Source organism: Nocardiopsis lambiniae (genome assembly GCF_031845465.1).
In the GTDB taxonomy this organism is placed as follows: Bacteria; Actinomycetota; Actinomycetes; order Streptosporangiales; family Streptosporangiaceae; genus Nocardiopsis; species Nocardiopsis lambiniae.
Genome location: NZ_JAVREP010000003.1, coordinates 134,562 through 148,162, shown reverse-complemented (window position 1 = coordinate 148,162; position 13,601 = coordinate 134,562). Strand labels below are relative to the sequence as shown.

Annotated in this window: 8 protein-coding genes; all 8 read right to left on the bottom strand. The window is 72.7% G+C overall.

The features are described from left to right. Positions 1–24: 24 nt before the first annotated feature. The 8 genes from RM479_RS06675 to RM479_RS06640 all read right to left on the bottom strand — a co-directional run bounded on the left by RM479_RS06675 (position 25) and on the right by RM479_RS06640 (position 13,530). The gene (locus tag RM479_RS06675; protein WP_311510835.1) at positions 25–1,362 is read right to left on the bottom strand and encodes an RNA polymerase sigma factor; all 1,338 of its coding nucleotides are present in this window, start codon (positions 1,360–1,362) and stop codon (positions 25–27) included. A gap of 48 nt (positions 1,363–1,410) precedes the next feature. Beyond that, on the bottom strand, positions 1,411–1,854 hold the full coding sequence (locus tag RM479_RS06670; protein WP_311510834.1) for a YciI family protein: 444 nt from the start codon (positions 1,852–1,854) through the stop codon (positions 1,411–1,413). Between the two features lie 95 nt (positions 1,855–1,949). Next, on the bottom strand, positions 1,950–3,260 hold the full coding sequence (locus RM479_RS06665; protein WP_311510833.1) for an MFS transporter: 1,311 nt from the start codon (positions 3,258–3,260) through the stop codon (positions 1,950–1,952). Positions 3,261–3,280: 20 nt separating this feature from the next. After that, positions 3,281–3,799, bottom strand: coding sequence for a ribonuclease E activity regulator RraA (gene rraA, locus RM479_RS06660; protein WP_311510832.1), 519 nt, complete (start codon positions 3,797–3,799; stop codon positions 3,281–3,283). Positions 3,800–3,839: 40 nt separating this feature from the next. After that, on the bottom strand, positions 3,840–4,874 hold the full coding sequence (locus RM479_RS06655) for a pyridoxal-phosphate dependent enzyme (RefSeq protein WP_311510831.1): 1,035 nt from the start codon (positions 4,872–4,874) through the stop codon (positions 3,840–3,842). Beyond that, the gene (locus RM479_RS06650; RefSeq protein WP_311510830.1) at positions 4,871–5,845 is read right to left on the bottom strand and encodes a GHMP family kinase ATP-binding protein; all 975 of its coding nucleotides are present in this window, start codon (positions 5,843–5,845) and stop codon (positions 4,871–4,873) included. Before RM479_RS06650 ends, RM479_RS06655 begins: the two co-directional genes overlap by 4 nt. 357 nt (positions 5,846–6,202) lie before the next feature. Beyond that, on the bottom strand, positions 6,203–6,400 hold the full coding sequence (locus RM479_RS06645) for an MbtH family protein (protein ID WP_311510829.1): 198 nt from the start codon (positions 6,398–6,400) through the stop codon (positions 6,203–6,205). Then, positions 6,397–13,530, bottom strand: coding sequence for a non-ribosomal peptide synthetase (locus RM479_RS06640; RefSeq protein WP_311510828.1), 7,134 nt, complete (start codon positions 13,528–13,530; stop codon positions 6,397–6,399). The genes RM479_RS06645 and RM479_RS06640 overlap by 4 nt, the downstream gene beginning before the upstream one ends. Between the last annotated feature and the right edge of the window lie 71 nt (positions 13,531–13,601).

Here is a 13,601-nt window from a genome sequence, read left to right as displayed (position 1 = left end):
CCGACTCCCGGAGGCCGACCGCCGTCAGTCCTCGTCCTCCGGTTCCCGCGCGCCCTCCGTGGTGATGACGGTTCCGGGCGAGACGGTCGGCGGCCGGTCGGCGCGGTCGGCGCGGTCGGCGCGGGCCAGCAGCAGGGAGCGTTCGCGTTCGTTGCGGGTGAGGGAGGCGGCACGGCGGAACTCGGCCCCGGCCTCCTCGGCGCGGTCCAGGCGTTCCAGCAGGTCACCGCGGACGGAGGGGAGCAGGTGGTAACCGTCCAGGGACCCGTTGAGGGAGTCGACGATCTCCAGGGCGGCGGCCGGTCCGGCGGCCATCGACACCGCCACCGCCCGGTTGAGCTCCACCACCGGGGACCCGGTCACCCGGACCAGCGCCAGGTAGAGGGCGGCGATGACGGTCCAGTCGGTGTCCTCGGGGTCCAGGGCCCGAGCGTGCTCGGCGGCGATCGCCGCCTGGAGGGCGTAGGGGCCGCGCGGCTGCGCGGGGTCGGGCGGCAGTGACCGCAGCAGCGCCCTCATGCCGCGGGTGATGAGCATCCGGTCCCAGCGAGAGCGGTCCTGCTCGGCGAGCGGCACCGGGGACCCGTCCGGGGCGACCCTGGCTCGGAACCGGGAGGCGTGCAGCTCCATGAGCGCGAGCAGTCCGTGCACCTCGCGCTCCTCGGGCAGCAGCCCGGCGAGCACCCGGCCCAGCCGCATGGCCTCCTCGCACAACTCGGGGCGGATGAGGCTGTCGCCCGAGGTGGCCGCGTACCCCTCGTTGAAGACGAGGTAGACGACCTCCAGCACGGAGGCCACCCGAGCGTCGCGGTCCTCCCCGACGGGCACCTCGAACGGCACCTTCCTCTCGACCAGGGTGCGCTTGGCGCGGGTGATGCGCTGGGCGACGGTCGGCTCGGGCACCAGGAACGCGCGGGCGATCTCGTCGGTGGTCAGCCCGCCCAGCATCCGCAGGGTCAGGGCGACCCGGGCCCGCGTGGACAGCACCGGATGGCAGCACACGAACATGAGCCGCAGCAGGTCGTCGCCGTAGTCCTCCTCCAGGACGGCGTCGAACCCGTCCCGCCCGTCGTTCTCGACGATTTCGCGGCCCAGCTCGACCATGCGGTCCTGGAAGCGCTCGTCGCGCCGCCAGCGGTCGACGACGCGGCGTTTGGCGACGGTGGTCAGCCAGGCGCCGGGCCGGTCGGGCAGACCCTCCCGCGGCCACTTCTCCAGAGCGCTGACCAGCGCGTCCTGGGCGAACTCCTCGGCGAGGCCGACGTCACCGACCATGCGGGTGAGCGCGGCGACGAGGCGGGCCGACTCGATGCGCCAGACCGCCTCCACGGCGCGCCGGGTATCGGTGTCGACGTGACTCACGGACCCATGAGAGCACCGTGAGCCACGTCACCGCAAGCCGCTTCCGGGTCAGCCCCCGTGTGCCTCGTGGGCGTTGTGCTCGCGCAGTTCGCGCTCGCGCTCCTTGAGCTCCTCGGACATCTCGTCGCCGAAGTCGTCGGTGTCCATGATGCGGCGCAGGATCAGGTGCATCTCGGTGGGGTCGCCCGCCGGCGGGTGGGGGCAGCGCTTGGCCCACTCCACGGCCTCCTCGGGCGAGGACACCTGGATGATCCAGTACCCGGCGATGAACTCCTTGGCCTCGGCGAAGGGACCGTCGGTCACCCGCGCCCGGCCGTCGGAGAAGGTCACCCGGAGGGCCTCGGTGGAGGGCGCCAGGCCGTCCCCGGCGAGCAGCACCCCGGCCTTGACCAGCTCCTCGTTGTAGGCGGCCATCGCCTCGAAGATCTCCGGACCCATCTCGGTGTCCGCCTCGGCCCGCGGGTCGGACATGATCGACATCATGTAGCGCATGGGATTCGCCTTCCGTGACGTGCGGGGGTCTCCCCGCCTCTCACCTGTTCGTCGAACGAGCCCGCGCCGGATCGACATCCCGTCCGAGATTTTTTTCAGGGCCGTTCGGACCCGTCCGCAGCAGCGGCAGCAGCGGCAGCAGCCTCAGCGGCGGCGGCGGCGGCGTCGGCCTTGGCGGTGAGGCGGGACAGGGCCCGGACGTTGAGGGCGAGGGCCACCAGGATCACGATGCCCGAGGCGACCGGCACGTGGCTCAGCTCCACCCGGCCCAGGAGACCGCCCAGGAGGGCGCCCACCGGGGCGAGACCGAACCCGAGGACCTGCATGACCGACATGACCCGACCCAGGTGCGTGGCGGGGACGATGAGCTGGGCGGCACCGAGCATGACGACGTTGGAGACCGTCATGGAGGCCCCCAGGAGCATCCAGGCCGCGGCGGCGACGTAGGCGTTCGGCACCAGGCCGAAGACCAGGCAGCAGACCCCCATCAGTCCGAAGGAGACCAGCTCGGTACGGAAGCGGCCCAGCGCGGCGGTGACCCGCGCGACCAGGACGGATCCCACCAGCGCACCGACCGCGGAGGAGGCCAGGAAGACACCGTAGAGGGCCTGGGGCACCTCCAGGTACTCCTGGACCAAGAGCACCAGAATGCCGGCCTGGGCCATGAACGCCATGTTGACGACGACGCCGAAGAGCACGGTGGGGCGCAGCACGCCGTCCCGGAAGACGAACCGGAGCCCGGCCCGCATCTCGGTCAGGACGGAGCCCGCCCCGCCGGCGCCCGGTGCCTCCCCCTCGGCGACGGGGGGGCGGCGGACCGCCAGCGGCAGCCCGAGCAGGACCAGGGCACCCAGGACGTAGGCGCCCGCGTTCACCGCCAGGGGCAGTGCCGCGGCGACGACGAAGAGCAGGCCCGCCAGGGGCGCTCCGGCGAAGTCCTCCGTGACGGTCTTGCCGCCCACCAGCCGGCCGTTGGCCTTCTCCAGGCCGGTGGCCGGGACCAGCGAGGGCAGCATGGCCCTGCCGGAGAGGTCGTAGAAGACCTCGCACGTCATCACCGCGAACATCACGGCGTACAGGACCCAGATCGAGGCGTTGCCCGTGGCGATGAGTCCGGCCAGGGCGGCGATGGCGCCGCCGCGGACCAGGTTCGCCACGACCATGATGCGGCCCCGGTCGAGGCGGTCCACGAACACCCCGGCGAAGAGCCCGAGCAGGAGCCAGGGAAGGAAGCGGGCCACCATGAGGCCCGACACCAGGATGGGATCGTTCGTCAGCACGGCGGCGGCCATGGGCAGCGCCGTGAGCATGATGCCGTCTGCGAGGTTGCTCAGCAGGCTCCCGGTCCAGAAGCGGGAGAAGTTCCTCCCCAGGCCGGAGGCCTGGGGAGTGGTGGCGGTGGACACGAGTACCCCCAGGGGTGTCGTTACGGGCGAGCGGTGGACGGTGGGGAGAAACCGAGAGGGGCGACGAGGACGCCGTCCTCGTCGGCGAACAGGAGGGCGCCGGGCCGCAGTACCGTACCGCCGCAGCGGATCGGAACGTCGGTCTCCCCCTCCCCGCGGTGGGAGGGGCGGCGCGGGTCCGTGCCCAGGGCGATGACGCCCAGGTCGATCCCGGCCAGCCGCCGGGAGTCCCGGACGGCGCCGTGGACCACGATGCCCGCCCAGTCGTGGGCCGAGGCCGCCTCGGCGACGTTGTCCCCTACCAGGGCGACGTCGAGGGCTCCCCCGCCGTCGACGAACAGGACACGGCCGTGTCCGGGTTCGGAGACCAGGCGTTTGACCAGTCCGTTGTCGCCGCGGCAGCGGACGGTGGCCAGCGGTCCGTGGAAGGCGGGTCTGCCGCCGTACCGGCGGAACGGGGCACGGCACACCTCCAGGGCGCCGTGCTGGTCCAGGAGGTCGGCCGTCGCGAGTTCGTCGGCGAGGGGGAGCGTTCTCATCGTGGGTCCTGTTCGGTCGGGGGGCCGGAGGGGGACGCGGTCATCGGGCCAGGGCGTGTTCCGCCGCCGGACGTCGGTTCCAGCGCATGCGGCTCCAGTGGGGGTCGACCTCGACCGGCCCGGTGGCCGTGCGGGGCTCCCCCGGCGGCTCGGTGCCCCAGAACCCGCGCTCGCGCAGCCAGGACTCGGAGTAGACGGTGTCCTGGTAGCGGTAGCCGTCGTCGGGGAAGACGACCACCGTGGTCTCGTCCGGCGAGCACCGCGCGTGCCAGTCGGCGGCCAGGAACGCGGCGCCGCTGGTGGGGCCGACGAACATCCCGTGGTCGGCGAACAGGCTCCGGGTGGAGTGGAAGGCCTCGGCGGCCCCCACCCAGTGGACCTCGTCGTAGGAGGTGTGGGAGACGTTGCCCGGCATGAGGCTGTTGCCCAGCCCGCGCAGCGCCCGGGGCGCGTCCGGGAGACCGAAGATGACGCTGCCGGGGGTGTCCACCGCGACCAGCTCCAGGTCCCTGTCGAGCACGCGCAGGGCGTTGGCGATGCCGCCGCTGGAGCCCCCCGAGCCCACGGGGGCGACGAGGCGGTCGACGGGTCCGAGGGTGCGGGCGATCATCTCGGCGACCGGGAGGTAGGAGGCGGGGTTGCCGGGGTTGTCGTACTGTCCGGGAACGAAGGAGTCGGGGCGCTCGCGGCGCAGCTCCTCCAGCCGGGCCAGGCGCGCGCCCTGGATACCGCCCGGGGCGTCGAAGCCGTCCACGATCTCCACGCGGGTGCCCAGCAGCTCCAGCCGGGTGCGCAGGGCCGGGTCGATGGCGGGGTCGCCGACGATGGTCAGCGGGTGCCCCCACCGGCGGCACACCATGGCCAGTCCCAGGGCGAAGGTCCCCGAGGACGTCTCCAGGACGGGGGTGCCCGGGGTGAGGCTCCCGGTGGCGCGCGCCTCCTCGATGATGTACTGGGCCGGCAGGATCTTCATGAGGTTGAAGACGACGGCGTGGAGGTTGGGTCGCAGGCGGACGAAACGCGGCATGGCCATCGCCTCGACCATGGAGTCGAAGAGGGGGGTCTGCACGGTCATGAGGGATCCTTCTCGCTCCCGCCGACGGCGAACCGCCAGCTTTTCGTCACTCCGAGGTCGGCGAGGCCGGCCTCGGCTTCGTCCATCAGGTGTCCGACGTCCGGGTCGGTGGCGTCGAACAACATCCCGGCGATGTCGCCGCTGTGGGCGACCTGGAGACCGACCGAGCCGGTGCGCGCGGCGAGGGCCTCCAGGCCGGTGTAGCCCGGCACCGGGAGGTGCCGCTGGTTGATCCGGGCGCTCTCCCCGGCGACGGCGCCGACCGCCGCGGCGTCCTGGGTCTCGACGGCCCGGCGCAGGAGTGCCCGCAGCTCCGCGAAGGCCGCGATCTCCCCGGCGTCGTAGACCGCGGGGCGCATCTCCAGGGTGGGCACCCCGGCCCCGTCCCGGCTCGTCCCGAAGCCCAGGACGCCCAGGGGCGGTATCGGAGCGGAGAAGCCCTCGATCACGAACCCGGAACGCTGCGCGAACAGGACCGCGTCCTCCCCGAACATGAGGGAGTCCGAGGCGCTCTCCGAGGTGACCGCCAGACCGGCCGTCGTCTCGCAGTCCGCGACCCGCCCGAAGGAGTCGAACGTCGCCCGGACGGTCGCGATGACGTCGCCCGTGGAAGAGCCGAACCCCCGCGAGAGCGGGGTCTCGGACTGGATGTAGAGGTGTCCGCCCGCGTAGGAGCGCCCCAGGGCCGCGAGTGCCTCCGAGGCCGCGCGGAAGGCCTTCACCCGGTCAGAGGGCGTCACAGTGAGCACGGGGAGCGGGGAGGGCTCGAACACCGCGTAGGAGCCGTACAGGTCGCACGGCAGTGTCACCAGGCCGCGCACCAGGCCTCCCTCGTGCTCGAAGACCCCCTGGAGGATCTCGCCGTGGTGGGCGCGGCACGAGCCGAACCCGATGCCGTCTGGGGCCGTCCTGGAGCGCGCTCCGCGGGGAGAGCTCGTGGTGCCGACACTCCGGCCTTCCGATATCCGCATTCCCGAACCCCATTCGTGGTGCTGGCCGACGCCGGTTCGCCGCGACCGTGTCGGGGGCGCGGAGGACCGGTCGCGGTGCCCGCCCGAGGCGGCCGGGTCCCGTTCCGGTCACTGAGAAGGCTAGGGATGGGGCGGGGCGTCGGCGGGCAGTGTCCGTCGGCAGTCGACCGGCAGTCCTTCGCCCCGACCCCGGACATGCGAGAGCCCCGGGCGGAGGGGTTCTCCCTCCGGTCCCGGGGCTCTCGGCCGGGGTCGGCGCGGTCGGCGCCCTCCCGTGTGTCCGGCCGCTCCCGCGGATGCCGGGGCGGTCGTACGGCCGCGTGCTCGTGGCCCGCGCCGCGATCGGGTCGTCTCGGGTCAGCCGACCAGTGAGAGGGGCCTGATGTCGGTCCAGTGCGCCTCGATGTGGTCCAGGCAGGCCTGGCGGGTGTCCTCCTCCTTGGCGACCTCCCAGCCCGCGGGCACGTCGGCGAACGCGGGCCACAGGGAGTGCTGGCCCTCGGCGTTGACGAGTACGCGGAACCGGCCGTCGTTGTCCTCGAAGGGGTTGGTCATGTGAGTGTCTCCTTCATTCGTGTGCTCCGCTCGGAGCCGCTGTGTGACCGCAGGGCGGCTGCCAGAACCCCGCCGATCTGCTCGATCGGCGACGGCTCCGTCATCTGGGCGTGTGTCGCGCCGACCCGGTGGACGTCGATCCCCCCCTCCACGTACGGGTCCCAGGCGTCGGTGTCGGGCGCCCCTTCGATCCGCCCCAGTTCGGCGCGGAAGAAGGTGACGTCGCCGTCGAAGACGCGGGGGACGTGGCGGGGGGTGAGGTCGATGTGGTGGACGGCGGCGGTGACGAGTGCCGTCACCTCCTCCTCGGTGAACCCGGCCATGACCGGGTCCTGGTCCCGCAGTTCGCGGACGGCCCTGGGGATGTCCGGGCCGCCCTGCCGCGGCGGGGCCGGCCGGAGGTCCTCCGGCCGCCGCGCCAGCAGCATGTCCATGAGCTGTTCGTGACCGGGCGCCGAGACGCCCTGCCGCCCGTGGACGGGGTAGGAGTCCATGAGTCCGAGGAACTCCACCTCCTCCCCCCGTTCCCGGAGGAGGACCGCCATGGTGTGGGCGACCAGACCTCCGAAGGAGTAGCCGAGGAGCCTGTAGGGTCCTCGCGGCTGTACGCGCACGACCTCCCGGAGGTGGTCGCGGGCGATGTCCTCGACGGTGGGGGGAAGCCGGTCGGGCTCGGTGAGGATCCGACTCTGGAGCCCGTAGACCGGCTGTTCTGATCCGAGCCAGCGTGTCAGCCCGGAGAAGCACCAGCTCATCCCCGCCGCGGGGTGGACGCAGAAGAGCGGGCGCTCACCTCCCTCCGCGCGCAGCGGCAGGAGGACGTCCAACGCGCCCGACCGGTCCTCGGCGTCGAGGAGGCCGGCGACGGTGGGGGTCCGGAACAGGTCGCGCACCCCCAGGGAGAGCCCGGTCGCCCTGTTCACACCGCTGATCAGGCGCGTGGCCAGCAGGGAGTGACCACCCAGGTCGAAGAACGAGTCGTCGATGCCGACCCGGTCGAGCCCGAGTACCTCGGCGAAGATCCCGCAGACGACCTCCTCGCGGGGCGTCCGGGGACCGCGGCCCCCGGCGAGGGATCCGTAGTCCGGTGCGGGCAGCGCGCGTCGGTCCAGCTTGCCGTTGGCGGTGAGCGGCAGCCGCTCCAGCGGGACGAACCGGGAGGGGACCATGTAGTCGGGCAGTCCGGAGCCCATCTCCCGCTGCGCCGCGGCGTGGTCCAGGGTGCTCCCCGGCTCCATGACGACGTAGGCGACCAGCCGCTTGTCCCCGGGGCGGTCCTCGCGGACCACGACCGCGCACTGGTTCACCCCCGGCAGGGCCCCCAGGACGGCCTCGACCTCGGCGGGTTCGATGCGGAAGCCGCGGATCTTGATCTGGCCGTCGATCCGGCCGAGGAAGCGCACGCTCCCCTGCCGGGTCCAGCGGACCAGGTCACCGGTCCGGTACATGCGCTCCCCAGGGGCGCCCAGGGGGTCGGCGACGAACCGTTCGGAGGTCAGGTCGGGCCTGCCCACGTAGCCCCGAGCCACGTGGGAGCCCCCGATGTAGAGCTCCCCGGTCGCACCGGGCGGTACCGGCCGCAGCCGCTCGTCCAGGACGTACATGGTCGTGTTGTCCATGGGAGTGCCCAGGGTCAGCTCCGCCAGTCGGTCGCGCCCCGCGCCGAAGGTCTGGTAGCTGGACCAGACGGTGGTCTCCGTGGGTCCGTAGCCGTGCACGACCACGGTGTCCGGGCAGTGGTCCAGGACCCGCTGCACCGCCGCGGGTGAGGCGACGTCGCCGCTGGTCCACACCTCGCGCAGCAGGGCCAGGGCCTCCACGCACTCGTCGGCCATGACGTTGAACAACCCGGTCGTGAAGTAGGCGGCGGTGACGCCGTGGTCGCGGACGGTCCGCGCCAGGACGTGGGCGTCCCCGTCGGTCCGGGGGGCGACCACGAGGGTGGCGCCGCGCAGCAGCGGAACCCAGATCTCGTAGGTGGAGGCGTCGAACCCGTAGGCGGAGTGGACCAGGACACGGCGGTGGTTCTCCCCGTCCCAGCAGTGGTCCAGGGCCAGCTCGACGACGTTGCGGTGGTCGACGGCCACGCCCTTGGGACGGCCGGTGGAGCCCGAGGTGAACATGATGTACAGCAGGGCGCGGTCACCGACCCGGACCCCGGGGTCGTGGTCGGGCAGGTCAACGTCCGGGTCATCCGTGGCGGCCACGGCGGTGCCGTGCGCGGCTTCGGCGTCGGGTACGGGCCCTCCCCGGTCGGTGACCAGGACACGCGCACCGGTGTCGGTCATGATGTCCCTCACCCGGGAGACGGGGAAGGAGTCGGCGAGCGGAACGTAGGACGCCCCGCACTTGACGACCGCCAGAGTGGCGATCAGCTGCTCCACCGAGCGCTCGACCAGGACGGCGACCGCCGACTCCGGCTCCGCGCCGAGGGAGATCAGCCGGTGGGCGAGCCGGTTGGCGCGGGAGTCCAGCTCCGCGTACGTCAGGCTCCGGTCCCCGGAGACCACGGCGACCGCGTCGGGCGTCTCCCGGACCCGGTCCTGGAAGAGCTCGTGGACGAGCACTCTGGGGCGGCCCCGCACCGCGGTGTCGTTGTAGTCGCGCACGGCGGCACGGTGCTCGGCGCCGGTGAGGAGCGGCAGGTCGCGGACGTTCGCCCGCGGGTCGGCCGAGGCGGCGTCCAGGAGACGGACCAGGCGGGCGGTCAGGAGCTCGGCGCTCTCGGGGTCGAAGAGGTCGGTGGCGTACTCCAACCCGCCCTCCAGACCGGCGGGCTCGCCGTCGGGTCCGTGCCGTTCGCCGAGGCTGAAGGTGAGGTCGAACTTGGCCATACCGGTCCGGAAGGGCTCCTCGGCCACCTCCAGACCCGGCAGCGAGAGCGCCGCCCCGGCGTTGTTCTGAAGCACCAGCATCACCTGGAACAGCGGGTGGTGCGCCGCCGACCTGGCCGGATTGACGATCTCCACCAAACGATCGAAGGGCAGGTCCTGGTGGGCGAAGGCCGCCAGGTCCGCCTCCCTCACCCGGTCCAGCAGTTCCGCGAAGGTGGGATCGCCCGAGGTGTCGGTGCGCAGCACCAGCGTGTTGACGAAGAACCCGACGAGCTCCTCCAGAGAGCGGTCCGAACGGCCGGCGGCCGGGGTGCCCAGGGGGATGTCGGATCCCGCACCCATGCGGTCGAGCAGCACGGCCAGCGCGGCCTGGAGGACCATGAACAGGGTGACGTCCCGTTCCGCGGCGAGCGCGGCCAGCCTTCGGTGGACGTCGGCCGGAACCTCGAAGGTCGACACGTCGCCGCGGTAGGAGGCGGTGGCCGGGCGGGGCCGGTCCGCGGGCAGGTCCAGCACCTCGGGAAGGCCCGTCAGCGCCTCGCCCCAGTGGTCGGCCTGGCACCGCGCCAGCTCCGTGGGCTCCTCTCCGTCCCCGAGGAGCCCGCGCTGCCAGAGGGCGTAGTCGGCGTACTGGATCTCCAGCGGCTCCCACTCCGGACCGCTCCCCCCACACCGGGCACCGTAGGCCTCACCCAGGTCCCGCAACAACGGCCCCATCGACCACCCGTCACCCGCGATGTGGTGCAACACCAGGACCAGCACGTGATCACCACCGGGTTCACGCAGCAACAGCCCGCGCACCGGGATCTCACCGCCCAGATCGAACGCGTACCGCACCGCCCCCGCCACCGCGTCGGCGGTCCCACCCGCCGCCACCTCCACCACCGGCAACACGGGACGGGCCTCCTCGATCGGCAGCACCCGCTGGAACGGCTCACCGTCCACCGCCGGGAACACCGTGCGCAACGACTCGTGCCGCTCCACCGCATCCCCCAGCGCCGCCTCCAACGCCACCGCGTCCACCGCGCCCGACAGACGCAGCACCACCGGAATGTTGTACGTCGCGCTCGGACCCTCCAACCGGTCCAGGAACCACAACCGCCGCTGCGCGAACGACAACGGAACCCGCTCCGGACGCTCGCGCCGGGTCGGCACCGAGCGAACGGGACCGCCTCCCTCCCGGTCGAGGGCCTCGGCGACCCCGGCGACGGTGGGGGCGCGGAACAGGTCGCGCACGGTGATCTCCGCGCCCAGCGCCGCGCGCACCCGGCCGATGAGGCGGGTGGCCAGCAGGGAGTGGCCGCCCAGATCGAAGAACGAGTCGTCGATCGTCACCGAGTCCAGCCCCAGCACCTCGGCGAACAACCCGCACAGAATCTCCTCGCGTGCGTCACGCGGAGCACGCCCGCTGGAGAGCGCCGCGAAATCCGGTTCCGGCAACGCACGCCGATCCAGCTTGCCGCTGGCGTTGAGCGGCAGGGCGTCGAGCAGCACGACCGCCGACGGCACCATGTAGTCCGGAAGCACCGCGCCCAGGTCGGAACGCAGGGAGGCGGGGTCGGCGTCGGAGTCCGTTTCGAGCACGGCGTAGCCGACGAGCCGGCGGTCGCCGGGCCGGTCCTCCCGGACCAGTACCGCCGCCTGCGCGACGCCGGGGTGCGCGCCCAGGGCGCTCTCGACCTCTCCGGGTTCGATGCGGAAGCCGCGGATCTTCACCTGGCCGTCCGCGCGACCCACGACCACCAGCTCGCCGTCCTCGGTCCACCGACCCAGGTCACCCGTGCGGTACATCCGCTCGCCGGGTCCACCGAACGGGTCCGGCAGGAACCGCTCCGCCGTCTGACCGGGAAGCCCCAGATAACCGTGCGCCAGACCCACCCCGGCCGCGTACACCTCACCGACCGCGCCGACGGGCACCTGCCGCAGCCGGCCGTCGAGCACGTACACCCGCTTGCCCGCCAGCGGAGGCCCCACCGGGACCCGCCCCTCGGGGAGCTCCCCCAGCGTCACGGCGTTGGTGAAGATCATCGCCTCCACCGGGCCGTACCCGTGGATGAGCCGCACCTCGGGGAACTCCTGCCGGAAGCGGCGCAGGTGCTCCACCGAGGGGGCCTCCCCACCGGTCATCACCTGCCGCACCGAGGAGAACACCCCCGGATGCTCGTCCAGCATGGTGTTGAACAGGCCCGCCGACAGCCACAGCGTGCTCACCCCGTGCTCGGCCACCAGGGAGGCGATCAGCTCCGGGCGGGTGTGCGACCCCGGCTGGAGGACGCAGCGGGCGCCGTTGAGGAGCGAGCCCCAGAACTCCAGCGCGAACACGTCCCACGAGAGCAGACCGGACTGGAGCCAGACCTGGTCCGCGCCGAAGTCCGCGAAACCCTGCCCTCGCAGGGTCCCGACGACGGCGCGGTGCGGGATGAGGACCCCCTTGGGACGGCCGGTGGACCCCGAGGTGAACATGACGCAGAGTCCGTCCTCGCCGTTCAGGGGCACCTCGGGCGACCGGTCCGATCCGGCTCTGATCCCCTCCGCGTGCGCATCGACCAGCACCGGCGGACAGCCGGTGGGGGCACGTCCGGCGTCCTGGGCCAGCGTGACCAGGTGACGGGCCCCGGCGCCCTCCACCATGGAACGCAGCCGCTCGTCCGGAAACGCCGGGTCCAGCAGCAGGTAGGGGGCCCCGGCCTTGGTCGCGGCCAGCACGGTGACGGCCAGGTCCGGACCCCGGTCGAGCAGGACCGCCACCGGATCACCCCGGCGCACACCCGACCCGATCAGATGGTGGGCGAGCCGGTTGGCGCGCGCGTCCAGCTCCGCGTAGGTCAACCGCTCAGCACCGAACACCAAGGCCGTGGCGTCGGGGGCCTCGCGGACCCGGTCGCCGAAGACGCCGGTGGCGGTGGGGTCGGGCAGGTCGAGGGCGGTGGAGTTCCACTTCTGGAGGGCGGCGCGCTCGTCGGCCGAGAGCAGGTCGATGTCTCCGACGCGTGCCCCCGCGTCCCGCGCCACCGTGTCGAGGACGCGGACGAGGCGTTCGACGAGGCGCTGCGCGGTCGTGTGGTCGAAGAGGTCGGTGGCGTACTCCAGGCCGCCCTCCAGACCGGCCGGGGAGCCGCCCCCGGACGCGGACTCCCCCAGGATGAAGGTGAGGTCGAACTTGGCCATACCGGTCCGGAAGGGCTCCTCGGCCACCTCCAGACCGGGCAGCGAGAGCGCCGCCCCGGCGTTGTTCTGAAGCACCAGCATCACCTGGAACAGCGGGTGGTGCGCCGCCGACCTGGCCGGATTGACGATCTCCACCAAACGATCGAAGGGCAGGTCCTGGTGGGCGAAGGCCGCCAGGTCCGCCTCCCTCACCCGGTCCAGCAGTTCCGCGAAGGTGGGATCGCCCGAGGTGTCGGTGCGCAGCACCAGCGTGTTGACGAAGAACCCGACGAGCTCCTCCAGGCCCTCGTCGTCGCGTCCCGCGACGGGGGTGCCCAGGGGGATGTCGGATCCCGCACCCATGCGGTCGAGCAGCACGGCCAGGGCGGCCTGGAGGACCATGAACAGGGTGGCGTCCCGCTCCGCGGCCAAGTGGAGGAGGCCGCGGTGGGTCTCGGACGACAGGGAGATGGGGGCGATGCCGCCGCGGTAGGAGGCGGCGGCCGGGCGGAGCCGGTCCGCGGGCAGGTCCAGCACCTCGGGGAGGTCCGCCAGGGTCTCCCGCCAGAAGGCGATCTGCTCGGCGGCGAGGCTGTCGGGGTCGTCGTCGGCGCCCAGGACGTCCTCCTGCCAGAGGGCGTAGTCGGCGTACTGGATCTCCAGCGGCTCCCACTCCGGGCCGTTCCCCCCGAGCCGGGCACCGTAGGCCTCACCCAGGTCCCGCAACAGCGGCCCCATCGACCACCCGTCACCCGCGATGTGGTGCAACACCAGGACCAGCACGTGATCACCACCGGGTTCGCGCAGCAACAGCCCGCGCACCGGGATCTCACCGCCCAGATCGAACGCGTACCGCACCGCCCCCGCCACCGCCTCGGCGGTCCCGCCCTCGGCCACCTCCACCACCGGCAACACGGGACGGGCCTCCTCGATCGGCAGCACCCGCTGGAACGGCTCACCGTCCAACGCCGGGAACACCGTGCGCAACGACTCGTGCCGCTCCACCACGTCCCCCAGCGCCGCCTCCAACGCCACCGCGTCCACGGGGCCCGACAGACGCAGCACCACCGGAATGTTGTACGTCGCGCTCGGACCCTCCAACCGGTCCAGGAACCACAACCGCCGCTGCGCATAAGAAAGGGGAAGCATGTCGACCCGCCTGTCGTCCCGCCTGTCGGCGTTCGCCTACTGATTCGCTTGCCTTCGACCCTAGGAACACC

Excerpts from the sequence above, each read along its gene's own strand:
- RM479_RS06655 (WP_311510831.1), bottom strand. The coding sequence starts at position 4,874 with ATGACCGTGCAGACCCCCCTCTTCGACTCCATGGTCGAGGCGATGGCC.
- RM479_RS06640 (WP_311510828.1), bottom strand. The coding sequence starts at position 13,530 with ATGCTTCCCCTTTCTTATGCGCAGCGGCGGTTGTGGTTCCTGGACCGG.
- RM479_RS06670 (WP_311510834.1), bottom strand. The coding sequence starts at position 1,854 with ATGCGCTACATGATGTCGATCATGTCCGACCCGCGGGCCGAGGCGGAC.
- rraA (WP_311510832.1), bottom strand. The coding sequence starts at position 3,799 with ATGAGAACGCTCCCCCTCGCCGACGAACTCGCGACGGCCGACCTCCTG.
- RM479_RS06650 (WP_311510830.1), bottom strand. The coding sequence starts at position 5,845 with ATGCGGATATCGGAAGGCCGGAGTGTCGGCACCACGAGCTCTCCCCGC.
- RM479_RS06645 (WP_311510829.1), bottom strand. The coding sequence starts at position 6,400 with ATGACCAACCCCTTCGAGGACAACGACGGCCGGTTCCGCGTACTCGTC.